We start from the raw sequence: 21556 nt of genomic DNA, 5'->3' as shown, positions 1-21556 counted from the left end.
GAGCGGGGGTCTGGGGGCGGAGCCCCCAGTTCGGGAAGGGGCGGGTCTGGGGCGCACCCGCGAGGGCTAGCCCGCCAGCGCCGGAATGACCTCCGCCCCGTACGCGTCCACCACCCCCTCCCGCGCGTCGTGCATCGCGTACACCGCGAACTGATCCACCCCCAACTCCCGCAGCACCCGCAGCTTCTCGACATGCGCGGCCGCAGGTCCGAGCAGGCAGAAGCGGTCGACGATCTCGTCGGGCACGAAGGCGGTGTCGGGGTTCCCGGCCCGCCCGTGGTGCCGGTAGTCGTACCCCTCGCGCTCCTTGATGTACGCGGTGAGCGCCTCCGGCACCATCGAGGAGTGCTCACCGTACTTGGCGACCAGGTCGGCGACGTGGTTGCCGACCATGCCGCCGAACCACCGGCACTGTTCGCGCGCGTGCGCGAGGTCGTCGCTGACGTAGGCGGGCGCGGCCACGCAGATCTTGACGTCGGACGGGTCGCGTCCGGCGGCCGCGGCCGCGTCCCTGACGGCCTTGACCATCCACTCGGTGAGGTAGGGGTCGGCGAGCTGGAGGATGAAGCCGTCGGCCTTCTGGCCGGTGAGGGCGAGCGCCTTCGGGCCGTAGGCGGCCATCCACATCGGGAGCTTGCCGTTCCGCACCCAGGGGATGCGCAGGGTCTGCCCGCCGACGTCGGCCTCGCGGCCCTCGGCGAGGTCGCGGATGACCTCGATGGACTCGCCGAGCCGGGCCAGGGTGTTGGGCTTGCGGCCCGCGACCCGCATCGCGGAGTCACCGCGGCCGATGCCGCACACGGTGCGGTTGCCGAACATGTCGTTGAGCGTCGCGAACGTGGAGGCGGTCACCTCCGGGGTGCGGGTGCCCGGGTTGGTGACCATCGGGCCGACGATCAGGTCCTGGGTGTGCTCCAGGATCCGGCTGTAGATCACGAAGGGTTCCTGCCACAGGACGGCCGAGTCGAAGGTCCAGCCGTAGCGGAAGCCGTTCTGTTCGGCCCGCCGCATCAGGCCGACGACGTCGGACGCGGGCGGATCGGTCTGCAGGACGAGTCCGAAGTCCACGGGGGCCTCCTAGTTCAGGTACTGGCAGGTGGCGCGGGGGGTGTAGACGCCGTGTCCGGCACGTCCGGTGAACTCCCGCTGGTCGATGACCACGTCGCCGCGCGAGAGGACGGTCTCGACGCGGCCGGTGATCCGCTTCCCCTCGTACGCCGAGTAGTCGACGTTCATGTGGTGCGTGGCCGCCGAGAGGACCTGCTCGGCCGCCGGGTCGTAGATCACGACGTCCGCGTCGGCGCCCGGCGCGATCGTGCCCTTCTTCGGGTAGAGGCCGAACATCCGGGCGGGCGTGGCGCAGGCGATCTCGATCCAGCGGCGGCGGCTGATATGCCCGTCGAGCACGGCCTGGTGGAGCAGGTCCATGCGGTGCTCGACGCCCGGCAGGCCGTTGGGGATCTTCGAGAAGTCGCCGCGGCCGAGCTCCTTCTGCCCGGTGAAGCAGAACGGGCAGTGGTCGGTGGAGACCACCTGGAGGTCGTCGGTGCGCAGGCCGCGCCAGAGGGCGGCCTGGTGCTCGCGGGGCCGCAGCGGCGTCGAGCACACGTACTTGGCGCCCTCGAAGCCGGGCTCGGCGAGGTTGTCGGTGGACAGGAACAGATACTGCGGGCAGGTCTCGCCGAAGACGGGCAGGCCCTTGTCGCGGGCGGCGGCGAGCTCGGCGACGGCCTCGTCCGCGGAGACGTGCACGACGTACAGCGGGGCACCGGCGACGCGGGCCAGCTGGATCGCGCGGTGGGTGGCCTCGGCTTCGAGGAGGACCTTCCTGACCTCGCCGTGGTGGCGCGGGTCGGTCTCGCCGCGCTGGAGGGCCTGCTCGACGAGGACGTCGATGGCGATGCCGTTCTCGGCGTGCATCATGATCAGGCCGCCGTTGGCCGCCGACCGCTGCATGGCGCGCAGGATCTGCCCGTCGTCGCTGTAGAAGACGCCGGGGTAGGCCATGAACAGCTTGAAGGAGGTGATGCCCTCCTCGACGAGCAGGTCCATCTCCTTGAGCGTCCGGTCGTTGACGTCGGACAGGATCATGTGGAACGCGTAGTCGATCGCGCACTTGCCGTCGGCCTTCGCGTACCAGGCGTCGAGGCCCTCGCGCAGGGCGCGCCCGACGGTCTGCACGGCGAAGTCGACGATGGTGGTGGTGCCGCCCCACGCGGCGGCGCGCGTGCCGGTCTCGAAGGAGTCGGAGGCGAAGGTGCCGCCGAACGGCAGCTCCATGTGCGTGTGGGCGTCGACGCCGCCCGGGACGACGTACTTGTCGCGGGCGTCGATGACGCGGTCGGCGGCGAAGGCCTCGGCGGCCTGGGTGCCGTGTGCCGCGAGCGCGGCGATCCGGCCGTCCTCGATGAGGACGTCGGCGTGGGTCTCTTCGGCGGCGGTGATGACGAGTCCGCCGCGGATCAGGGTGCGGGTCCCCATGGTCGTTCGCTCCCTCTTCTCTCCGAACTACACGCTGTGCAGGGCGCCTTCGAGGATCGACGCGCCCTCCTCCGCCTCCGCGACCGTCAGGGAGAGCGGGGGCGCGATCCGCAGCACGCTGGTGTTGTGGCCACCGCCCTTGCCGATCAGCAGGCCGCCGTCGCGGGCCGCGTCGAGCACGGCGGCCGCCGCCCGCGGGTCCGCCTCGTCCGTGCCGGGCCTGACGAGCTCGACGCCGATCATCAGGCCGCGGCCGCGCACTTCGCGTACGCCGGGCAGCTGGGCGCAGATGGCCCGCAGGCGCTCGATGAGCAGGCCGCCGACGCGGCGCGCGTTGCCCTGGAGGTCGTGCTCCAGGAGGTAGGTGAGGTTGGCGAGGCCCGCGGCCATGGTGACGGGGGAACCGCCGAACGTGGAGATGGAGTTCGCGTCCAGGGCGTTCATGATCTCGGCGCGGGCGACGACGCCGCCGATGGACATGCCGTTGCCGATGCCCTTGGCGAAGGTGAGGATGTCGGGCGGCCCGGCCTGGCCGTGCGCCTGCCAGCCCCAGAAGTGGTCGCCGGTGCGGCCCCAGCCGGTCTGCACCTCGTCGGCGATCCACAGGACGCCGTGCTCGGCGAGGACCTCGCGGAACGCGGCGTAGAGGCCGTCGGGCGGCGAGGTGAAGCCGCCGACGCCCTGGACGGGCTCGGCGATGAGGGCGGCGACTCCGCGGGTCTGGCCGAGCATGTCCTTGAGGTCGGCGACGCACGCGGCGGTGAACTCGGCGTCGCTCAGGGCGGCGTAGGGGCCGCGGGTGCGGACGCCGCCGTGGACGTAGAGCGTCTGCAACGGCGAGAGGCTGGTCGGCGACCAGGCCCGGTTGCCGGTGATGCCGACCGCCGAGAAGGACCGGCCGTGGTAGCTGTTGCGCATCGCCAGGATCTGGTTCGAGCGGCGGTGGGCGGTGGCGAGGAGCAGCGCGGTGTCGTTGGCTTCGGTGCCGGACGTCGTGAAGAAGACGCGGGCGTCGGGGATGCCGGACAGGGCGGCGACGCGCTCGGCGAGGTCGACCATCGGCCGGTTCAGATACAGCGTCGAGCTGTGGATGATGCGGCCCGCCTGCTCGGCGACGGCCTTGGTGACCTCGGGCAGGGCGTGGGCGGTCATGGTGGTGAGGATGCCGCCGAAGAAGTCCAGGTAGCGGCGGCCCCCGGCGTCCCACACGTGCCGGCCCTCGCCGTGCGTGAGCTCGATCGGGTCGTCGTAGTACAGCGCGAGCCAGTCCGGCAGGACGGCCCGGTGCCGGGTGTAGAGGTCGCTCACGGCTTGACCAGCCCTTCGTACGCGTCCGGGCGGCGGTCCCGGTAGAAGGCCCACTGCTCACGCACCTCGTCGATCAGGCCGAAGTCCAGGTCCCTGACGACGAGTTCCTCCGCCTTGTCGCTCGCCTTCTCGCCGACGAACTGCCCGCGCGGGTCCACGAAGTAACTCGTGCCGTAGAAGTCGTTGTCGCCGTACTCCTCCTGGCCGACGCGGTTGATCGCGGCGACGAAGTACTCGTTGGCGACGGCCGCCGCGGGCTGCTCCAGCTGCCACAGGTAGGCGGAGAGGCCGCGCGAGGTGGCCGACGGGTTGTAGACCAGCTGGGCGCCGTTGAGGCCCAACTGGCGCCAGCCCTCGGGGAAGTGGCGGTCGTAGCAGATGTAGACGCCGATCCGGCCGACGGCGGTGTCGAAGACGGGCCAGCCGATGTTGCCGGGGCGGAAGTAGAACTTCTCCCAGAAGCCCTTCACTTGGGGGATGTGGTGCTTGCGGTACTTGCCGAGGTAGCTGCCGTCGGCGTCGATCACGGCCGCGGTGTTGTAGTAGAAGCCGGACTGCTCGACCTCGAAGACCGGCACGACGATCACCATGCCGGTCTCGCGGGCCAGGTCCTGCATGCGGCGCGTGGTCGGCCCGTCCGGGACCGGCTCGGCCCAGCGGTAGTGCTCCTTCTCCTGGACCTGGCAGAAGTACGGGGCGTTGAAGACCTCTTGGAAGCCGATCACCTGCGCGCCCTGCCGGGCGGCCTCGCGGGCGTGCTCCTCATGCTTGGCGATCATGGATTCGGTGTCGCCGGTCCAGGTCGCCTGGACGAGGGCGGCGCGTACGACGTTGACCATGAGCTGTGCTCCTTCGACAGGACGTCAGAGAGCCTCTACGCCCGTAGACTTGGTGCGTAGACAGATGAACGTAAGCCTCACCCGGCGGCCTTGCCAAGACCATCGTCGGCAAGCGCCGGAGTCGATCATGATTCGCACCCGAGCGGGTGAGAACCGGACGCCCGGGCACCGTCGGCCACCGGGCGCTCACGCCGCTCGGATCGCTCGGGTCACCGGGTCGCTCAGGTGGTGAAGCCCGCGACGCGCAGCGCGTGCACGAGATCCCACTGGTGCTGGTCCGACACGGCCTTCGCCGTCGCCAGGAGCAGCGGGATGAGCCGGTCCGGATCGGTGTGCGCGCAGGCCGCGACGTCCTCGGCGGTGCGCATCCGCACGTACGCGTCGAGGAGCGCGCGGGCCTCGCGCTCGCGCCCCGCGTCCGCGAGGGCGAGCAGCGACTCGGCGATCTCCGGCGCGGGCCGGACCACGCCCTGGCGCAGCAGCTTGCGGCAGTCGTCGGCGCGGCCCGCGGCGGCGAGCGCGTCGGCGACGGCCACGAGCCGGTCGGGCGGCAGCGACGCGGCCTCCCACAGCAGCGTCGCCCAGTCGGCGGCCAGGCCCGCGTGGTGCAGTTCCTCGGCGAACAGCGGCAGGCGAGCGGCGGGCCATCCGGCGGCCTCGACGAGCACGCCGTGCGCCTCCCCGCTGCGGCCCTCGCCGCGCAGCCGGATGAGCGCCTTGACCGCGTCGACGGTGGCGCGCTCGTCGGCCGCGGCGTCCGGCGGCCGGGGGTGCGCGCGCGGCGCGGCCCCCGCGGACTCGACGGCCTGGACGTAGCGGGCACCGCGCGGCGCGGCCAGGTCGGCGGGCGCGCCGTCGACCGGGGCGGGGACGGGCCCGGCCTCGTCGTCACTCGCGACGACGAGACCCGCGAAGCGCGCGCCACGGGGGCGGCGGCGACCGCCGCCGCCGCGGGAGCGGGAAGTCTGTTCGGGGACGCGCCGGGTGCCCTGCTCGGGGATGCGCGGGCTGCTGCGCCCGGGCAGGCCCGGGGCGTCCTGTCCGGGCGCGCCCGGGGGCTCGGGCGGCGCCGCGGTGCCTGCGGGCGCGGCCGGGCTCCGGGTGTCGTCGTACGCGGCCGGGGCGTCGGGGTCGCGGTACGCGGGGTCCGACGGGTCGTACGCGGGGTCGGCGGCGTCGTACGCGGGATGGGCGTCGTACGCGGGGTCCGCCGCGTCCTGGGCCGGGTCCGCGAGGTCGTACGCGGGATCGGGAGCCTGGTACGCGGCGTCCGCCGTCGGGTCGTACACCGCGTCGGCGTCGTACACCGTGTCGTACCCCGCGTCGGCCGCGCCGGTCGGGTGCTCGGTGGCGGCCGGTGCCCCAGGAGACCCGCCGGCGTCCGGCGAGGCGCCGCCGAAGTCCACCCACTGGGGCGCCCGCGCCCGGTCGATGCGCTCCATGCGGTGCCGGAGCTCCCCGCAGCGCGCCGCGGCCCGCTCGTGGTCGTCGCGCACCCACGCCAGGTCCAGGTGGATGCGGTCCACCTCGTCGGAGGTGGCGGCCACGGAGAGGGAGCGCGCGAGCTCCTGCTGCCGTTCGAGGGCGAACCGCTGCTCCTGGATCATCATGTCGAGCCGGTCGCTGAGGAGTTCCCGGGCGCCCGGCCGGGTGTCGTACGCGGCGACGGACGCGGCGTGCAGCGCCCGCGCGCGGCCGGTCTCGGCCTGCGCGACGTCCACCCCGAAGTCGGCCGCGAGATCGTGGAGCAGTGCCTGGACGACGTCCCAGGGAGGCACCTCCGAGCCGTCGAGGCACGCCCGCATCCCGTCGGGGTCGCGGGACCAGAACACCCCGCACCACCCGGTGGCCTGATCGAGACGGGCCACGAGCTCGTTCAAGTACTTTGCGAACTCCCGCGCCTGTTGGGGGAGTTGTCCCACTGACATGGTCGGGCACCGCCCCCTGGGAGACTGCCGGTCTGCCGGTCCGGAAGATAACACCAGTCGCGTTACGGGACGGCTACACGCGGTTTTCCGAACCTCCGTTAATTACTTGGACGTGGGGCGGGAAGCGTGGCTAGTCTGCGCACATGTCCAGCCCTGAGGCGAGCAGAGCCTAGCCACCGGCGCTTTCCGGTGGCCCGCCCCCGATCCGACCTGGCCTGACGCGCCGCGTCGCAGCTCCGTCGAGCTCCGCGGCCGCGTCGCCCCGAGATCCGCGACCTGGGATCCGGGGGCCGGGGTGCGAGGCCTGGGACCACCGCAGCGCCACCGTCACGGACTTTCCGTCCGCGTCCCTTTCCTCCGTCTTCCCCTGCGTGGACCCCGCCGTGCCGCACCGCCGCACGGGTGCGCGGCCACGCCGTGGCTGATGTGGCTCTGGAGTCTCACTGTGCCATTCGTCCTGTATCTGCTCGGCCTCGCCGTGTTCGCCCAGGGCACGTCCGAGTTCATGCTGTCCGGCCTGGTGTCGGACATCGCCGGGGACCTGGGGGTGTCGGTCCCGGCGGCGGGCGCGCTGACCTCGGCGTTCGCCGTGGGAATGATCGTCGGGGCGCCGCTGATGGCGGTGCTCAGCCTGCGCTGGTCGCGCCGTCGCGCGCTGCTCGTCTTCCTCACCGCGTTCCTGCTCGTGCACGTGGTGGGCGCGCTCACCTCCAGTTACGCCGTCCTGCTCGCCACGCGCGTCGTGGGGGCGCTCGCCAACGCCGGGTTCCTCGCGGTGGCGCTCGCGACGGCGACGAGTCTGGTCGCGCCCGACGCCAAGGGCCGGGCCACGTCGGTGCTGCTCGGCGGCACCACGCTCGCGTGCGTCGCGGGGGTGCCGGGCGGCGCGCTGCTCGGCCAGCTGTGGGGCTGGCGCGCCGCGTTCTGGGCGGTGGCCCTGGTGTCGGTGCCCGCGGTCGTCGCGATCGCGCGGTCCGTACCGGCGGGCCCGCCGGCCTCCGCGCACACCGGCGCGCGCACGGAACTGGGCGCGCTGCGCTCGCCGCGCCTGCTGGTGACGCTGCTGCTCGGCGCTCTCGTGAACGGCGCGACGTTCTGCGTGTTCACATATCTCGAACCGCTCGCCACGCACGTCACGGGCATCGGGGACGCCTGGATGCCCGCGCTGCTCGCGCTGTTCGGGCTCGGTTCGTTCGCCGGGGTCACGCTCGCCGGGCGCATGGCCGACCGCCGTCCGGTGCCGCTCCTGGCGGGCGGCTCGGTCGCGCTGCTGGTGGGCTGGGTGGTGTTCGCGCTGACCGCGCAGCACACGGCCGCGACCGTCGTGTTCGCCTTCGTCCAGGGCGCGCTGTCGTTCGCGGTCGGCTCCACGCTGATCGCCCGCGCCCTGTACGCGGCGACGGCGGCGCCCACGCTCGGCGGGGCCTTCGCCACGGCGGCCTTCAACATCGGGGCGGCGGTGGGCCCCTGGGCCGGGGGCCAGGCCATCGCGGCCGGGCTCGGCTACCGCTCGCCGCTGTGGGTCGGCGCCCTCATGGTGGCGCTCGCCCTGATCACGGGAGGCACGGCGGCACTCCGCGCCCGGCAGCGGCCGACAAGCGTCACACCGGCACCGGCGAACACATCCGTGCCACCTCGTCCATAGACAGCTCAAGGGTCACCGCGAGCGCCGCGACCGTGAAGAAGGCGGGGGTCGGCGCCCGGCCCGTCTCGATCTTGCGGAGCGTCTCCGCGGAGATCCCGGCACTCGCGGCGACCTCCACCATGCTCCGCTCGCCGCGCGCCTCCCGCAGCAGACGGCCGAGCCGCTCGCCGCGCTCGCGCTCTTCGGGTGTCAGAGGGGTGCGCACCATGCGGGCCAGTCTACCCCCCGCACCCATTTAAATACCGGTATAGTAATTGGCATGGTCGAACTCAAGACAGATCCCTCCATCGACGCCATGCGGGAAGCGGGGCGCGTCGTCGCGCGCGCCCTGACGGCGGTGCGCGAGGCGGCGGCCGTCGGCGTCCGCCTGCGCGACCTGGACGAGGTGGCGCACCAGGTCCTCAAGGACGCGGGCGCCACGTCCCCGTTCCTGCACTACCACCCGCGGTTCGCCCCGGTCCCGTTCCCGGCGACGCTGTGCGCGTCGGTGAACGACGCGATCGTGCACGGCATCCCCGGCGACTACCGCCTGCGCGACGGCGACCTGCTGTCCGTGGACTTCGGCGCCGTCCTCGACGGCTGGGCCGGCGACTCGGCGCGGAGCTTCGTCGTCGGCACTCCGCGCCCGGAGGACGTCCGCCTCGTCGAGACGGCCGAGCGCGCCCTGGACGCGGGCATCGCGGCGGCGGTCGTGGGCAACAGGATCGGGGACATCGCGCACGCGATCGGCACGGTCTGCCGCGCCGCGGGGTACGGCATCCCGGAGGGCTTCGGCGGCCACGGCATCGGCCGCCGCATGCACGAGGACCCGGGCGTGCCGAACGAGGGCAGGCCGGGCCGGGGCATGCCGCTGCGCCACGGCATGGTGCTCGCCATCGAGCCGATGCTGATCGCCAGCGGCCGCGACGACTACCACACGGCTCCGGACGGCTGGACGCTGCGCACGAACGACGGCAGCCGCGCGTCCCACGCGGAGCACACGGTGGCGATCACGAACGAGGGCCCGCGCATCCTGACGGCCCTGTGACCGTGTGACCGGGATGCGCGGGCCCAGCGTGACCAGCTGGGGGCTCAGGACGTCGGCCGCACCACCATCGCCGACCCGCCGCCCCTGCGGACCGTCTCGGCCGCCGCGCGCCACCGGCCGTCGGACAGCCGCTCGACGCCGGTCGCGGCCCCGATCTCCGGGTTGTCCTTGAAGGAGTGGCCGAGCGCCTCCAGGTCGCGCCGCACCCCGGCGTCCAGGCCCGGTTCGAGCTCCGTCTGCGCGGCGTTGCGCTGGCTGGCGCGCGGCGCCGCGATCGCGTCGACCAGCGGCAGGTCCCGGTCCAGGAAGCCGGTCAGGGTCTGCAGGACGGTCGTCACGATGGTCGCGCCGCCGGGCGAGCCGAGGGCGACGACCGGCCGGTCGTGCTTGTCGAGCACGATGGTCGGCGCGATCGACGAGCGCGGCCGCTTGCCGGGGCCCGGCAGGTTCGGGTCGGGCACGCCGGGGCGCGCGGGCGCGAAGGAGAAGTCGGTCAGCTCGTTGTTCAGGATGAAGCCGCGCCCGGGCACGGTGATCCCGCTGCCGCCGGTCGACTCGATGGTGAGGGTGTACGCGACGACGTTGCCCCACTTGTCGGCGACCGTCAGATGCGTGGTGTTCTCGCCCTCGTACGGCGTCGGAGCGGCCTTGCCGCCCGTGGCGCACGCCGCCGGGTGGCGCGGGTCGCCCGGCGCGAGCGGGCTCTTGAGCACCGCGTCGTCCTTGATCAGGCACTCGCGCGCGTCCGCGAACCTCTGCGAGAGCAGCTGCTTGGTCGGCACGTTCTCGAAGGCCGGATCGCCCACCCAGCGCCCCCGGTCGGCGAACGCGATCCGGCTCGCCTCGATGAAGCGGTGCAGATAGCGCGCCTTGGAGGCGCGGGAGAGGTCGGTGCGCTCCAGGATGTTCAGGGCCTCGCCGACGGTCGTGCCGCCGGACGTCGACGGCGCCATCGAGTAGACGCCCAGGCCCCGGTAGGTCGTCTTCGTGGGCGCCTGCTCCTTGACCTCGTAGGCGCGCAGGTCCTTCATCGACAGGTCGCCGGGGCGCGCGTTGCGCCCGGACTCCGGGTCCACGGGCGGCTCGTTGACCGTCCGTACGACGTCCCTGCCGAGGTCGCCGCGGTACAGCGCGCCGACGCCCGCGCGCCCGAGCTCCTCGTACGTGTCGGCCAGGTCGGGGTTCTTGAACGTCGAGCCGACCACCGGCAGCTTTCCGCCGGGCAGGAAGAGCTCCGCCGTGTCGGGGAAGTCCGCGAAGCGCTTCTGGTTCGCCTCGGTCTGCGCGCGGAAGGTCCTGTCGACCGTGAAGCCGTGCCGCGCGAGCCGCTCGGCGGGCTTCAGGAGCGTGCGCAGCTTCTCGCTGCCCCAGTTGTCGAGGGCCGCCTTCCAGGTGGCGGGGGTGCTGGGGGTGCCGACGCCGAGGCCGCTGGTCTGGGCGTCCGCGAACGGCAGCGGCTTGCCGTCCTCCAGGAACAGGCCGGAGTCGGCGGTGCGCGGCGCCGTCTCGCGGCCGTCCAGGGTGTGCACGGTGCGGGTCCCCGCGTCGTAGTACACGAAGTACCCGCCGCCGCCCACGCCCGCCGAGTACGGCTCGGTGACGCCGAGGGCCGCCGCGGTGGCGACCGCCGCGTCCACGGCGTTGCCGCCCTTGCGCAGGACCTCGATGCCGGCCGCGGACGCGTCCGCGTCGACGCTCGCCACGGCACCGCCGCGGCCGACGGCCTCGGGCACCTTCTTATGCGGATCAGTGGCCGATTCCGGTCTTGCGTCCCCTTGGGACGCGCCGACCGATTCGGCCGCCGTGCCCGGTTCAGCCGAGCGCGAAGGCGAAGCGGGCGCGGCCGCACCGACCGTCACCAACACCCCGCCTACCGCCCAAAGCATCAGATTCCGTCTGACACCACGCCTCATGAGTACCTCCAGTCAACGCCCGTCCGCGCAGCGTAACTTCGGGCTCTCCTCCTCGCCACGGGGGCTCCCAACGTGGCTGCGAATGGCCGCTAGCATGCGCGCCCATGACTGAAGACGTGCGCCTTCTCGCCGTCGGCCTGTGCGCGGCCGGCCTCAGCGCCGCCCTGACCCTGTACGTCCGTGCGGCCCTGCGGGGGCGCAGGCTGCGGCGCCGGCAGGCCTTCTTCGGGCTGCCCCCGAACTCCGAGTCGATGCTCGTGGTCAGCCGCGAGGCGGGCGGCCCCGACCTGACCGTGACACGCCACGACGTGTACGCGCTCATGGAGCTCGCCGCGCTCGTCAAGGACTGCGGCGCGCACGCGCAGCTGGTCGCGCACGACGCGGCCCAGCAGGGCTTCGGCGAGCGCACCGAGTTCTGCGTCGGGAATCCCGCGGTCAACCGCCGCATGGCCGCCCACATGCACGCGATGCTGCCGGGCGTACGCGTCAACACCGACCCGGAGCCGGGCCCGGACCGCGGCGCCTTCCAGATCGGCGCGGAGCGGTACCGCATGGAGCCGGGCCGCACGGAGTACGTCGCGCTCGCGCGGCTCACCGCCGGGCAGGAGGGCAGGCCCGTGTTCCTCTTCTGCGGGCAGCGCGCGATCACCAGCCAGGCCGCGGCCCGCTACCTCGGGCGCCACCACGAGCGCCTGGCCCGCAAGCACGGCGGCGGCTCCTTCGTACTGCTCCTGAAGGTCGTGAACTCGCAGGCGTACGGCCCGGACGTGGTGGAGCTCGTCGCGGACGTCACCCGCGCCGCCCAGGAGCCGATACCGGCCCCGGCCCCGCGCAACTCCCACCGCGCGAAGTAGGGACCCGCGCGCACGGACCGTGCACCCCTGATCACAGCGGCACCACCCCCCGGGGCCGCTTTATAACGCCTCTATCACCTAGACCGGATTTTCCGGGCAACGGGCAACCCAACGGGACCTTCCGCACTCTCTCTCCGGGCAGGCAGAGATATTCGCACGGAGGTACGTTCCCTTGAGGTCCCTGAGCTCTTCGAGCCGTCGGCGCTCCATACGCCCCCGCCACGGCGCCGTCGCGGGCGTCGCCGTCCTCGCGGCCGCCCTGTCCGCCTGCTCCGGCGGCGGCTCCGACGACGACGCCAAGTCCGCCGAGAAGCCGAAGATCTCGGTGAACCTCACCGGCAAGCAGGCCGAGCCGGGCGTCCCCGTCACCGTGAAGCTGGCCACCAAGGACGCCAGGCTGAAGGACGTCACGGTCGCCGACGCCGAGGGCACCAAGCTGGCCGGAAAGGTCTCCGCGGACGGCCGCGCCTGGACGTCGGCGCGCAACGCGGCCCCCGGCACCAGCTACCAGGTGTCGGCCACGACGGACGCGGGCGGCAAGGCGGGCAAGGCCTTCACCACGGCGGCGCCCGAGAAGGTCAACAAGGTCACGATCACGCCGGGCCGGAACATCAGGACGGTCGGCGTGGCCCAGCCCCTGTCGATCGTCTTCGACCACCCGGTGAAGAACAAGGCCGAGGTCGAGAAGCACCTCAAGGTGAAGACGTCGAACGGCACCACCGGCTCCTGGGGCTGGATCCAGAACTACGACGGCAAGGACCGCGTCGACTGGCGCCCCAAGGAGTACTGGAAGTCCGGCACGAAGGTGGAGCTGGACGCCCAGCTCAACGGCGTCGACTCCGGCGACCAGGGCGGCTGGTTCGTGCGCGACTACGACACCGCGATGACCGTCGGCAGGAACCAGGTCGTCAAGGTGAACCTGGACAGCAAGACGGCGACGCTGCTGCGCGACGGCAAGACCGTGAAGTCCCTGCCGATGTCCGCGGGCACGCCCGGCGGCGAGAAGGCCTCCTGGGGCGGCACGTCGGTCCTGATGGCCAAGGAGGGCACGATCAACATGCGCTCCGAGACCGTCGGCCTCGGCAACAGCTACAACAAGATGGTCGACTACTCGATGCGCCTGACCTGGTCGGGCATGTACGCGCACGCGGCCCCGTGGAACGCCGCGTACTTCGGCAACACCAACCACAGCTCGGGCTGCGTCGGCATGAGCACGGGCAACGCCTCGTGGCTGTACGGCCAGGCGCAGATCGGCGACCCGTTCGAGGTCTCGGGCAGCGGCTCCAAGGGCACGCCGGACCCGGGCAACGGGTTCGGCGAGTGGAACCTCTCCTGGGCGGACTGGCAGGCCAAGAGCGCGGTGCGCTGAGGCAGCGGGCCGACAGCAGGAACACTCCACTCCTCAACTATCGTTACCCGTACGTAACTTACCGACGGGTTACCAGGGGTAAGCCCACGCGGTTACCGTTCGGTCACTTTGCACTGACACAGTGAGGAGTGACCCCCCATGGCGCACTCGCGCACGGCACTGCGCAGGACCACCGCGAGCGCGGTATCGGCAACACTCGTTGCCGGTGCCGCGCTCTGCTTCGCACCGGCGGCGCAGGCCACGGCACCGGCACACGTCAGATCGGCGGCCTCGCCAGGAGTCCGGTTCGTGGACATCCCCGGCGACGGCGGCACCGTCCTCAAGGCCAACGTCGTCACCCCCGCGGACGCGACCGCCGACCGCACGTACCCGGTGATCGTGCTGCCCACCAGCTGGGCCGTGCCGCAGATCGAATACATCGCGCAGGCGAAGAAGCTCGCCGCCGCGGGCTACGTCGTGGTCAGCTACAACTCGCGCGGCTTCTGGCAGTCCGGCGGCGAGATCGAGGTCGGCGGCCCCGAGGACATCGCCGACGCGTCCCGCGTCATCGACTGGACGCTGAAGCACACCGCCGCCGACCCCGACAAGGTCGGCATGGCGGGCGTCAGCTACGGCGCCGGCATCAGTCTGCTCGCCGCCGGGCACGACCGGCGGATCAAGGCGGTCGCGGCCCTCAGCGGCTGGAGCGACCTCGTCGAGTCGATCTACAGCGGCCGCACCCAGCACGTCCAGGCGGGCGCCCTGCTCGGCGGCGCGGGCTATCTCACCGGCCGCCCGAGCCCCGAACTGAAGCGGATCCTCAAGGACTTCCTCGCCTCCGACCTCGACAAGGAGGACGAGATGATCGCGTGGGGCACCAAGCGCTCCCCCGCGACCTATCTGGACGGCATCAACAAGAACGGCGCGGCGGTCATGCTCGCCAACGCCTGGGGCGACACCGTCTTCCCGCCCAACGAGTACGCCGAGTTCTACGAGAAGCTGCAGGGCCCCAAGCGCCTGGAGTTCCGCCCCGGCGACCACGCGACGGCCGAGGCGACCGGCCTGTTCGGCCTGCCCAACGACACCTGGACCAGCACCCGGCGCTGGTTCGACCGCTACCTGAAGGGCGAGCACAACGGCATCGACCGCGAGCGGCCCGTCCAGCTGAAGTCGCGCTCCACGGGCGACTACGAGGGCTACCCGGACTGGAAGTCGGTCGGCGCGACCCAGCGCAAGCTCGACCTCGCGGGCACCACCACCATCCGCGCGAACGTCGACTCCGGGGCCAACGGCGGCCTGGTGCTGCTGTCCAACGCCCTGGACCAGTTCCTGAAGCTGCCGCCGATGGCGTCGATGCCGCTGCTCCCGCGCCGGTACGCGGCCGTCTGGCAGTCGGAGCGCTCCGAGCGGGACCAGCGCGTGCGCGGCACGGCGAAGCTGCACACCACGGTGTCGAGCACCAAGGAGAGCGGAACCCTCGTCGCGTACCTCTACGACGTGGGCCCGCTCGGCCTCGGCAAGCTGGTCAGCAACGCGCCGTACACCTTCCACGGCAAGACCCCCGGCAAGCCGTTCGGCGTCGACCTGGAGCTCTTCTCCACGGCCTACGACGTCCCGGCAGGACACAGGCTCGCCCTGGTGGTCGACACGGTCGACCCGCTCTATATCGAGCACAACCCGTCCGGCGCGCAGCTGACCTTCTCCTCGCCGAAGACCGACCCGTCGTACGTGTCGATCCCCCTGCGCGAGCAGTGATCTCCGGCTGCTGCCGGGCGGGCCTGGCCCTCCAGCTACTGCTTCCCCTAGGGGCCGGGGGCCCTGGGAGGACCCCCGCCCGGCAGCAGCGTCCCTGGTTCAGCCGGGGCGACGTCCACGGCTTCTGTCTTGGGACTGCGCCGCTGACGCTTGGACACCCAGTGGGCGAACCACGAAAGCAGCATGCACATCCCGATGTAGATCGGTGAGATCACCATGACCACGGGGATGAAAGGCAAATCGTAGTCGAGGTTCGACGCGATCAGCTTCCCGGCATGGAGGAACTCCTCATAGGTGATCAGATAGCCGAGTGAGGTGTCCTTCAGGGCCACCACCAACTGGCTGATGATGGCGGGCAGCATGGCACGCACGGCCTGTGGCACCAACACGTACGACATGACCTGCGTCTTTCTCATCCCCAGGGCATACGACGCCTCCTTCTGCCCGCGCTCCACGGAGTTGACACCGGAACGGAAGACCTCCGCGAGCACGGACCCGTTGTAGAGGGTGAGCCCGGTGACCAGGGCCGGAAGGGGCTGGACCTTCAGGGCCACGAAGACGAAGAAGATCATCACGAGCACGGGCATCGCCCGGAAGAACTCGACGACGACCGTGGCGAGCCAGCGGACGATCCGGTGGTCGGAGAGCCGCCCGGTCGCGAGCAGCGCCCCGAGCACCAGCGAGAGCGCGGCCGCGATGGCGAAGGCCTTGAGCGTGTTGCCGAGGCCTTCGAGGAGTAGCTCCTGGATGCCCTTGTACTCGAAGGGCGCCCATTTGGTGTGCGTGAACTGGTCGGTGTCGAAGAGGAGGTAGACGATCCAGCCGATGAGCCCGAGGATGACGACGGTCGAGGCGACGCCGTACGCGCGGTGTCGCCGGCGCGTCCTCGGGCCCGGGATGTCGTAGAGGGCGGTGGCTTCGGGAGCGGTGGCGGTGGCGGTCATCGGGCGACTCCCCAGCGCTTCTCGAGGATGTTGAAGACGGCGCTGATGGCGAGGGTGATGATCAGGTAGCCGAGGGCGATCCAGACGAAGGTCCAGATGATGCTGTAGCCGAGTTCGTTGAGGGTCTTGTACGTGCCGAGCAGTTCGGTGACGCTGAACGCGCCGGCGATCGCCGAGTTCTTGGCGAGCGCGATGAGCGTGGAGCCGACCGGCGGGATCACCGACCGGAAGGCCTGCGGCAGGACCACGAGGGACAGGGTCTGACCGAACGTCATGCCGAGGCTGCGGGCGGCCTCGCCCTGCCCCTTGGGCACCGTGTTGATGCCGGAGCGCACCGCCTCGCAGATGAACGCCGAGGTGTAGCAGCCGAGCGCGAGGACCGCGAACACCTTGAAGGGCAGCACGAGCCCGAAGCGCGGCAGGCCGAGCAGGACGGCGAAGAACAGCAGCGTCAGCGGGGTGTTGCGCAGGACCGCCACCCACACCGCGCCGAACACCCGGAAGGAGCCGACGGGCGCCACCCGGAAGGAGGCCATGAGGAAGCCGAGCACCAGGGCGAGGACGGAGGCGTACACGGTGAGTTCGACCGTGCCGAGGAAGCCCTCGCCGAAGGTGGAGAAGTTGTCCGTCAGTACGTCCACGACGCCTCCTCAGCTCGCCGGGTAGCGGTCGATGGCGGGCGGTTTCGGCGCGGGGACGCCGGAGAGGCCGAGCGTCGCGTCGTACGCCTTCTTCCAGTCGCCGTTCTTCTCGCGTGCGGCGAGGGCGTCGTCGATGGCGAACCGCAGCGCGCTGTCGCCCTTGGGGACGCCGATGCCGTACGGCTCCTTGGAGAAGGGCTTGCCGACCACCTTGAGCTCGTCGGGCACCTTCGCGGCGTAGCCGATGAGGATCGCGTCGTCGGTGGTGACGGCGTCGACCTGATAGGTCAGCAGGTTGTCGACGCAGACGGAGTAGGTGTCGTACGCGACGAGCGTGGCCTTCGGATAGTCCTGCTTGATGCGCTGGTAGGGCGTGGATCCCGCGGCGGAGCAGACGCGCTTGCCGTCGAGGTCCTGCGGTCCCTCGATGTCGTCCTCGTCGTGGCGCACGAGCAGGCTCTGGCCCGCCATGTAGTAGGGGCCGCCGAAGCCGACGAGCTTCTTGCGGTTGTCGTTGATGGTGTAGGTGCCGACGTAGTAGTCGATCTGGCCGTTCTGGAGGGCGGTTTCGCGGTTGGCGGAGGCGATGGTCCGAAAGGAGATCTTCCCCGGGTCGAGGCCGAGCGAGGCCGAGACCATCTTGGCGATCTCGATGTCGAAGCCGGAGTACCGGCCGGTCGCGGGGTCCTTCTCGCCGAGGTAGGGCTGGTCCTCCTTGGCGCCGACGACGAACCGGCCGCGGTTCTCGGCCTTGCGCCAGGTGCCGGACGCGGGGAGGCGGAAGTCGGCCGCCACCTGGTACGTGGGCAGCTGTCCCGCCTTCGGGCCCTTCACCGGCGGGCTGCCCTCCTTGCCGCAGGCGGCCGCGGCGAGGGCGGCGAGGGCGAGCGCGGCGACCAGACGCGTCGTACGTGTCCTGGGTGTCGTACGTGTCCTGCATGGCGTACGGAACATGCTCAGCCCCCCGTCAGTGCTTGAGGATCTTGGAGAGGAAGTCCTTCGCGCGGTCGCTCTCCGGGTGGGTGAAGAAGTCCTCGGGGGCGCGGTCCTCGACGACGCGGCCGTCGGCCATGAAGACGACGCGGTTGGCGGCCGAGCGGGCGAAGCCCATCTCGTGGGTGACGACGACCATGGTCATGCCGTCGCGGGCGAGCTGCTGCATGACTTCGAGGACCTCGTTGATCATCTCGGGGTCGAGCGCCGACGTCGGCTCGTCGAAGAGCATGACCTTCGGGTCCATGGCGAGCGCGCGGGCGATGGCCACGCGCTGCTGCTGGCCGCCGGAGAGCTGCGCGGGGTACTTCTCCGCCTGCGAGGCGAGCCCGACCCGCTCCAGGAGTTCGCCCGAGCGCCGGTCCGCCTCGTCCTTCTTGCGGCCCCTGACCTTCACCTGGGCCAGGGAGACGTTCTGCAGGACGGTCTTGTGCGCGAAGAGGTTGAACGACTGGAACACCATGCCCACTTCGGCGCGGAGCCGCGCGAGGGCCTTGCCCTCCTCCGGCAGCGGCTGCCCGTCGAGGCGGATCTCACCGGACTGGATGGTCTCGAGCCGGTTGATCGTCCGGCAGAGCGTTGATTTTCCCGACCCCGACGGGCCGATGACCACGACCACCTCCCCCTTGCCGACGGTGAGGTCGATGTCCTGGAGGACATGCAACTCGCCGTAGTACTTGTTCACGTCACGCAGCTCGATCAACGGATCGACGGCCATGCCCAGACCTGCCCACTCTCAGCTGTGTCGGTCAGCGCAAACTATCCACGGCAAAACGGGACTTATGGGACGACACGCACTTATGGGCATTAACCGTATTTGAGACGACACGTCACCGACTGGTCACGCCGCGGCCACGTCCCGGCCGGGCCGCGGTCAGGTCTCGGCTACGTCTCGGACGCCTCCGCGTACACCTGGGACAGCTCCGGGGCGCCCTGCACCGCCCAGTCGAGCCCCGCCGCGACCACCTGGAGCTCCCGGCCCGACGCAAGCCGCACCACGGGCGTGCCGCCGGGCAGGACCTGCCACACGGCGCCCGGGACCGTGCGGACGATGACCGTGCCGAGGTACAGGCCCGCGTCGTTGCCGAGCCAGGGCAGCGTCTCCGGGTCGTCGCGCCAGCGCGGGAACAGCTGGTCGAGCGCCGTCAGGGAGTCCGGCGAGTCGTCGAGCTCCAGGCCCGCGCTCTGCGCCTGCGCGCGCAGCAGCTCGCACTCGGACAGCAGCTCCGCCACGCCCTCCGGATCCGCCTCGAAGACCGCCGCCAGCTTGAGACCCGGTTCGTCCGCGTGCCGCTTGCGCCATTTGTCCAGGAACGGAATGTGCATGACCGGCCTCTCCGTGGGGTTGCCCGAGTGATCGGACGGCGGATCCGCGTTCCAGTGAATGTATCTTGCGGCAGTTGATCACGGAATCAGGTGAATCACGTGAATCAGGTAAATCAAGAGGATCCGGTGCCGCGCCCGCCCGGGGTCAGCGGCGGGTGAAGGCGAGGATGGTGGCCAGGTTCATCGGGCGGCGCGTGGACAGGTACAGGTACGGGGCCTTGTGGTGCGGTCCCCTGAGCTCCACGCGCAGCGCGGTCGGCACATAGCTGCGCAGCAGCAGGTGCGCGTACGCGTTCGCCTTGTACGTGCGCCACTCGAAGGCCTCGCCCGCGTCCAGGATCTCGGTCGTGCCGAGCTCGTCGAGCGGGATCCTGCGGTCCCCCGCGACGAGCGTGCCCGGCGTCACCACGATGCGCGCCGAGCCGTACCGGTGCACCAGCGGGCCGAGGACGGCGACGACGAGCAGCAGTCCGGCGCCGGCGGCCACGGGCCCGAACGGCAGCAGCAGACCGCCGAAGAGACACCCCCCGAGCACCACGCGCATCCACCACGCGAACGGGACGCTCAGGCGCTCATCGTAGAGATCCATGTCCCCATCCTGGCACTGCGGCCCGCGAGTTCGGGCGCCGGGGAGGCCGTGACCGATGGGCGCACGGTGGTGGTAAAGGACGGGCGGGTGGGAGATAAAGGCGGGGTCCGCTGTGCCCGCGTCCTGGAAGGGATCCGCCGTGCGCCGACGCATCTGGGGAGCCGCCGCCGTCCTCACCCTGCTCACGGGCCTCGCCCCGGTGGGCGCGGCCGGGGCAACGCCGCACAGACCCGGGCCGCTCCCCCTGGAGCGGCTCTTCGACAACAAGGCCGTCAGCGACGACGCGCGCCCCGCCGACGCGGACTTCGACGGTGCGGGCCGCTCGCTGTCCGCGCGGGACCTGGCCGCCGCCGGGTGGACTCCCGGGCGGGCCCTGCGCGTTGACGGCGCGTCCGTGACGTGGCCGGACACGCGGGCGGGCAGGCCGGACAACGTGCGGGCCGACGGCCAGGCGGTACGGGTGCGCGGGCGCGGCGACGCGCTCGCGTTCCTCGTCGCCGGGACGGGCGGCGCGGCGACCGGCACCGGGACCGTCCGGTACGACGACGGCTCGCGCAGCACGTACCGGCTCACGGCGCCCGACTGGCGCACCGGCCCCCTCGCCACGAAGTCCGTGGCCCTGCCCCACCTCAACACGCCCGGCGGCCAACTCGCCGAGAAGGCCCGCCTCTACGTGGTGACGGTGCCGATCGCCCGCGGGCGTGCGGTGGCCTCGGTGACCCTGCCCCGGGACTCCGCGGGCCCCGACCTGCACGTCTTCGCCCTGTCCGTGCGGAGCGCGACCACGGGGTGGACCGGCACCTGGTCGGCGTCGGCCGCCGGGTACACGCGTGTGGGCCCCTGGACGGACCGGACCGTGCGGCTCGTCGTGCACACCAGCGCGGGCGGGCCGCGGGTGCGGATCCGGCTCGACAACACCTTCGCGGGCGCTCCCGTGCGGATCGGCCGTGCCACGGTCGCCGTGCGGGGCGCGGGGGCGGGGGCCCGGGGCAAGCCGGTGCCGCTCACGTTCGGCGGGGCGGCGGGTGCGGAGCTGCCGGCGGGCGCGCAGGCGGTCAGCGATCCGGTGCGGTTCGCGGTGCCCGCGGACACGGATCTGCTCGTGAGCTTCCATCTGCCGGGGACCGTGGCCGCGGCGCCCGTGCACAGCCAGGCCCTCCAGACCTCGTACGTCAGCGAGCCCGGCGACCACGCGGCGGACGGTGCCGGGACGGCGTACACCTCGACGCTGCGGGTCTGGCCGCTGTTGACCGGCGTGGACGTCGCGGGCGGGCCCGGGTCCGTGGTGCTGCTCGGCGACTCCATCACCGACGGCGTCGGCTCCACGCCCGACACCAACCGGCGCTGGCCCGACGTGCTCGCCCGGCGTCTGCTCGCCCAGTCCGACGTGCCGCGCTACGGCGTCCTCAACCAGGGCATCTCCGCGAACCGCGTGCTCGCCGACCGGTATCCCGGCGACGGCGTCTCCCCCGACACCGGGGGTGTCAGCGCGCTGCACCGGCTCGACCGGGACGTGTTCGCGCAGACGTCCGCGCGGACCGTCGTCGTCTTCGAAGGCGTCAACGACGTGCGGTGGGGCGCGTCCGCGGACGCCGTCATCGGCGGGCTGCGGGAGATCGCGGCGCGGGCGCGGGCGCGGGGGCTGCGGGTGGTCGGGGTGACGGTGTTGCCGTGTGAGGGGGATGCGCGGTGTACGGCCGCGGTCGACGCGGAGCGGGGGGCCGTGAACGCCTATGTGCGGGGCAGTGGGGACTTTGACGCGGTGCTCGACTTCGACGCCGTGGCCCGGGATCCCGGGCGGCCGTCGCGGTTGTTGCCCCTGTACGACAGTGGGGATCACCTCCATCCCGGCGACGCGGGGCTCGCTGCGCTGGGGGAGGGGGTGGGGTTGGGGGCGCTGGTGCGGTAGCCCTCGCGGGGCGCCCCAGACCCGCCCCTTTACCCAAATCCAGGGGGCTCCGCCCC

At 72.0% G+C, this 21556-nt stretch carries 19 protein-coding genes; 6 read left to right on the top strand and 13 right to left on the bottom strand.

The features are described 5' to 3' along the window. Positions 1–66: 66 nt before the first annotated feature. From ACFWZ5_RS36105 to ACFWZ5_RS36085, 5 genes are all read right to left on the bottom strand, one after another. Positions 67–1068, bottom strand: coding sequence for a TIGR03842 family LLM class F420-dependent oxidoreductase (locus ACFWZ5_RS36105; RefSeq protein ID WP_384806084.1), 1002 nt, complete (start codon positions 1066–1068; stop codon positions 67–69). A 9-nt stretch (positions 1069–1077) separates the two neighbouring features. Next, the gene (hydA, locus tag ACFWZ5_RS36100; RefSeq protein ID WP_384806082.1) at positions 1078–2481 is read right to left on the bottom strand and encodes a dihydropyrimidinase; all 1404 of its coding nucleotides are present in this window, start codon (positions 2479–2481) and stop codon (positions 1078–1080) included. Positions 2482–2508: 27 nt separating this feature from the next. Beyond that, positions 2509–3789 carry an aspartate aminotransferase family protein gene (locus ACFWZ5_RS36095; RefSeq protein WP_384806080.1) on the bottom strand — a complete coding sequence of 427 codons (1281 nt, stop codon included), beginning with the start codon at positions 3787–3789 and terminating at the stop codon, positions 2509–2511. Beyond that, a complete protein-coding gene (locus ACFWZ5_RS36090; protein ID WP_384806078.1) occupies positions 3786–4628 on the bottom strand; it encodes a nitrilase-related carbon-nitrogen hydrolase in 843 nt (280 codons plus the stop codon). The genes ACFWZ5_RS36095 and ACFWZ5_RS36090 overlap by 4 nt, the downstream gene beginning before the upstream one ends. Before the next feature lie 221 nt (positions 4629–4849). Next, positions 4850–6556: a hypothetical protein gene (locus tag ACFWZ5_RS36085; RefSeq protein WP_384891838.1), complete on the bottom strand. Its 1707-nt coding sequence runs from the start codon at positions 6554–6556 to the stop codon at positions 4850–4852. A 445-nt stretch (positions 6557–7001) separates the two neighbouring features. Between ACFWZ5_RS36085 and ACFWZ5_RS36080 the strand changes: the two genes are divergently transcribed. Next, the gene (locus ACFWZ5_RS36080) at positions 7002–8201 is read left to right on the top strand and encodes a Cmx/CmrA family chloramphenicol efflux MFS transporter (RefSeq protein ID WP_384801452.1); all 1200 of its coding nucleotides are present in this window, start codon (positions 7002–7004) and stop codon (positions 8199–8201) included. Here ACFWZ5_RS36080 and ACFWZ5_RS36075 read toward each other — a convergent pair. Next, entirely contained in the window at positions 8158–8409 is a 252-nt protein-coding gene (locus tag ACFWZ5_RS36075; RefSeq protein WP_384801455.1) for a helix-turn-helix domain-containing protein, read from the bottom strand. The two genes, ACFWZ5_RS36080 and ACFWZ5_RS36075, sit on opposite strands and share 44 nt — an antisense overlap. A gap of 51 nt (positions 8410–8460) precedes the next feature. Here ACFWZ5_RS36075 and map point away from each other — a divergent pair, with 51 nt between their 5' ends. After that, positions 8461–9228: a type I methionyl aminopeptidase gene (gene map / locus ACFWZ5_RS36070; RefSeq protein WP_384801458.1), complete on the top strand. Its 768-nt coding sequence runs from the start codon at positions 8461–8463 to the stop codon at positions 9226–9228. A 44-nt stretch (positions 9229–9272) separates the two neighbouring features. Here map and ggt read toward each other — a convergent pair whose 3' ends face one another. Then, complete coding sequence (ggt, locus tag ACFWZ5_RS36065) at positions 9273–11141, bottom strand: gamma-glutamyltransferase (protein ID WP_384801461.1); 1869 nt, start codon at positions 11139–11141, stop codon at positions 9273–9275. Between the two features lie 104 nt (positions 11142–11245). Between ggt and ACFWZ5_RS36060 the strand changes: the two genes are divergently transcribed. From ACFWZ5_RS36060 to ACFWZ5_RS36050, 3 genes are all read left to right on the top strand, one after another. Continuing rightward, entirely contained in the window at positions 11246–11995 is a 750-nt protein-coding gene (locus ACFWZ5_RS36060) for a hypothetical protein (RefSeq protein WP_384801464.1), read from the top strand. Between the two features lie 172 nt (positions 11996–12167). Then, complete coding sequence (locus tag ACFWZ5_RS36055) at positions 12168–13364, top strand: Ig-like domain-containing protein (RefSeq protein WP_384801467.1); 1197 nt, start codon at positions 12168–12170, stop codon at positions 13362–13364. A 138-nt stretch (positions 13365–13502) separates the two neighbouring features. Beyond that, complete coding sequence (locus ACFWZ5_RS36050) at positions 13503–15098, top strand: alpha/beta fold hydrolase (RefSeq protein WP_384801470.1); 1596 nt, start codon at positions 13503–13505, stop codon at positions 15096–15098. A 47-nt stretch (positions 15099–15145) separates the two neighbouring features. On the opposite strand, the gene ACFWZ5_RS36045 is transcribed toward ACFWZ5_RS36050, so the two are convergent. The 6 genes from ACFWZ5_RS36045 to ACFWZ5_RS36020 all read right to left on the bottom strand — a co-directional run bounded on the left by ACFWZ5_RS36045 (position 15146) and on the right by ACFWZ5_RS36020 (position 19591). Beyond that, positions 15146–16042: an amino acid ABC transporter permease gene (locus ACFWZ5_RS36045; protein WP_384801473.1), complete on the bottom strand. Its 897-nt coding sequence runs from the start codon at positions 16040–16042 to the stop codon at positions 15146–15148. Continuing rightward, a complete protein-coding gene (locus ACFWZ5_RS36040) occupies positions 16039–16683 on the bottom strand; it encodes an amino acid ABC transporter permease (RefSeq protein WP_384801476.1) in 645 nt (214 codons plus the stop codon). The genes ACFWZ5_RS36045 and ACFWZ5_RS36040 overlap by 4 nt, the downstream gene beginning before the upstream one ends. A 9-nt stretch (positions 16684–16692) precedes the next feature. After that, positions 16693–17637, bottom strand: a complete 945-nt coding sequence (locus tag ACFWZ5_RS36035; RefSeq protein ID WP_384801479.1) for a glutamate ABC transporter substrate-binding protein — start codon at positions 17635–17637, stop codon at positions 16693–16695. A gap of 13 nt (positions 17638–17650) precedes the next feature. Then, positions 17651–18394, bottom strand: coding sequence for an amino acid ABC transporter ATP-binding protein (locus tag ACFWZ5_RS36030; protein WP_384801482.1), 744 nt, complete (start codon positions 18392–18394; stop codon positions 17651–17653). A 167-nt stretch (positions 18395–18561) separates the two neighbouring features. Then, positions 18562–19002, bottom strand: a complete 441-nt coding sequence (locus ACFWZ5_RS36025; RefSeq protein WP_384801485.1) for a DUF6278 family protein — start codon at positions 19000–19002, stop codon at positions 18562–18564. Positions 19003–19147: 145 nt separating this feature from the next. Further along, entirely contained in the window at positions 19148–19591 is a 444-nt protein-coding gene (locus ACFWZ5_RS36020) for a DUF3093 domain-containing protein (protein ID WP_384801488.1), read from the bottom strand. Between the two features lie 139 nt (positions 19592–19730). Here ACFWZ5_RS36020 and ACFWZ5_RS36015 point away from each other — a divergent pair, with 139 nt between their 5' ends. Continuing rightward, entirely contained in the window at positions 19731–21500 is a 1770-nt protein-coding gene (locus ACFWZ5_RS36015) for an SGNH/GDSL hydrolase family protein (protein ID WP_384801491.1), read from the top strand. The last annotated feature ends 56 nt before the right edge of the window (positions 21501–21556 follow it).

This window comes from Streptomyces sp. NPDC059003, from assembly GCF_042740445.1.
Lineage (GTDB): Bacteria > Actinomycetota > Actinomycetes > Streptomycetales > Streptomycetaceae > Streptomyces.
This window is presented reverse-complemented; position numbering and strand designations above follow the sequence as displayed.

Excerpts from the sequence above, each read along its gene's own strand:
- hydA (WP_384806082.1), bottom strand. The coding sequence starts at position 2,481 with ATGGGGACCCGCACCCTGATCCGCGGCGGACTCGTCATCACCGCCGCC.
- ACFWZ5_RS36090 (WP_384806078.1), bottom strand. The coding sequence starts at position 4,628 with ATGGTCAACGTCGTACGCGCCGCCCTCGTCCAGGCGACCTGGACCGGC.
- ACFWZ5_RS36085 (WP_384891838.1), bottom strand. The coding sequence starts at position 6,556 with ATGTCAGTGGGACAACTCCCCCAACAGGCGCGGGAGTTCGCAAAGTAC.
- ACFWZ5_RS36075 (WP_384801455.1), bottom strand. The coding sequence starts at position 8,409 with ATGGTGCGCACCCCTCTGACACCCGAAGAGCGCGAGCGCGGCGAGCGG.
- map (WP_384801458.1), top strand. The coding sequence starts at position 8,461 with ATGGTCGAACTCAAGACAGATCCCTCCATCGACGCCATGCGGGAAGCG.
- ggt (WP_384801461.1), bottom strand. The coding sequence starts at position 11,141 with ATGAGGCGTGGTGTCAGACGGAATCTGATGCTTTGGGCGGTAGGCGGG.
- ACFWZ5_RS36060 (WP_384801464.1), top strand. The coding sequence starts at position 11,246 with ATGACTGAAGACGTGCGCCTTCTCGCCGTCGGCCTGTGCGCGGCCGGC.
- ACFWZ5_RS36050 (WP_384801470.1), top strand. The coding sequence starts at position 13,503 with ATGGCGCACTCGCGCACGGCACTGCGCAGGACCACCGCGAGCGCGGTA.
- ACFWZ5_RS36045 (WP_384801473.1), bottom strand. The coding sequence starts at position 16,042 with ATGACCGCCACCGCCACCGCTCCCGAAGCCACCGCCCTCTACGACATC.
- ACFWZ5_RS36035 (WP_384801479.1), bottom strand. The coding sequence starts at position 17,637 with ATGTTCCGTACGCCATGCAGGACACGTACGACACCCAGGACACGTACG.
- ACFWZ5_RS36030 (WP_384801482.1), bottom strand. The coding sequence starts at position 18,394 with ATGGCCGTCGATCCGTTGATCGAGCTGCGTGACGTGAACAAGTACTAC.
- ACFWZ5_RS36025 (WP_384801485.1), bottom strand. The coding sequence starts at position 19,002 with ATGCACATTCCGTTCCTGGACAAATGGCGCAAGCGGCACGCGGACGAA.
- ACFWZ5_RS36020 (WP_384801488.1), bottom strand. The coding sequence starts at position 19,591 with ATGGATCTCTACGATGAGCGCCTGAGCGTCCCGTTCGCGTGGTGGATG.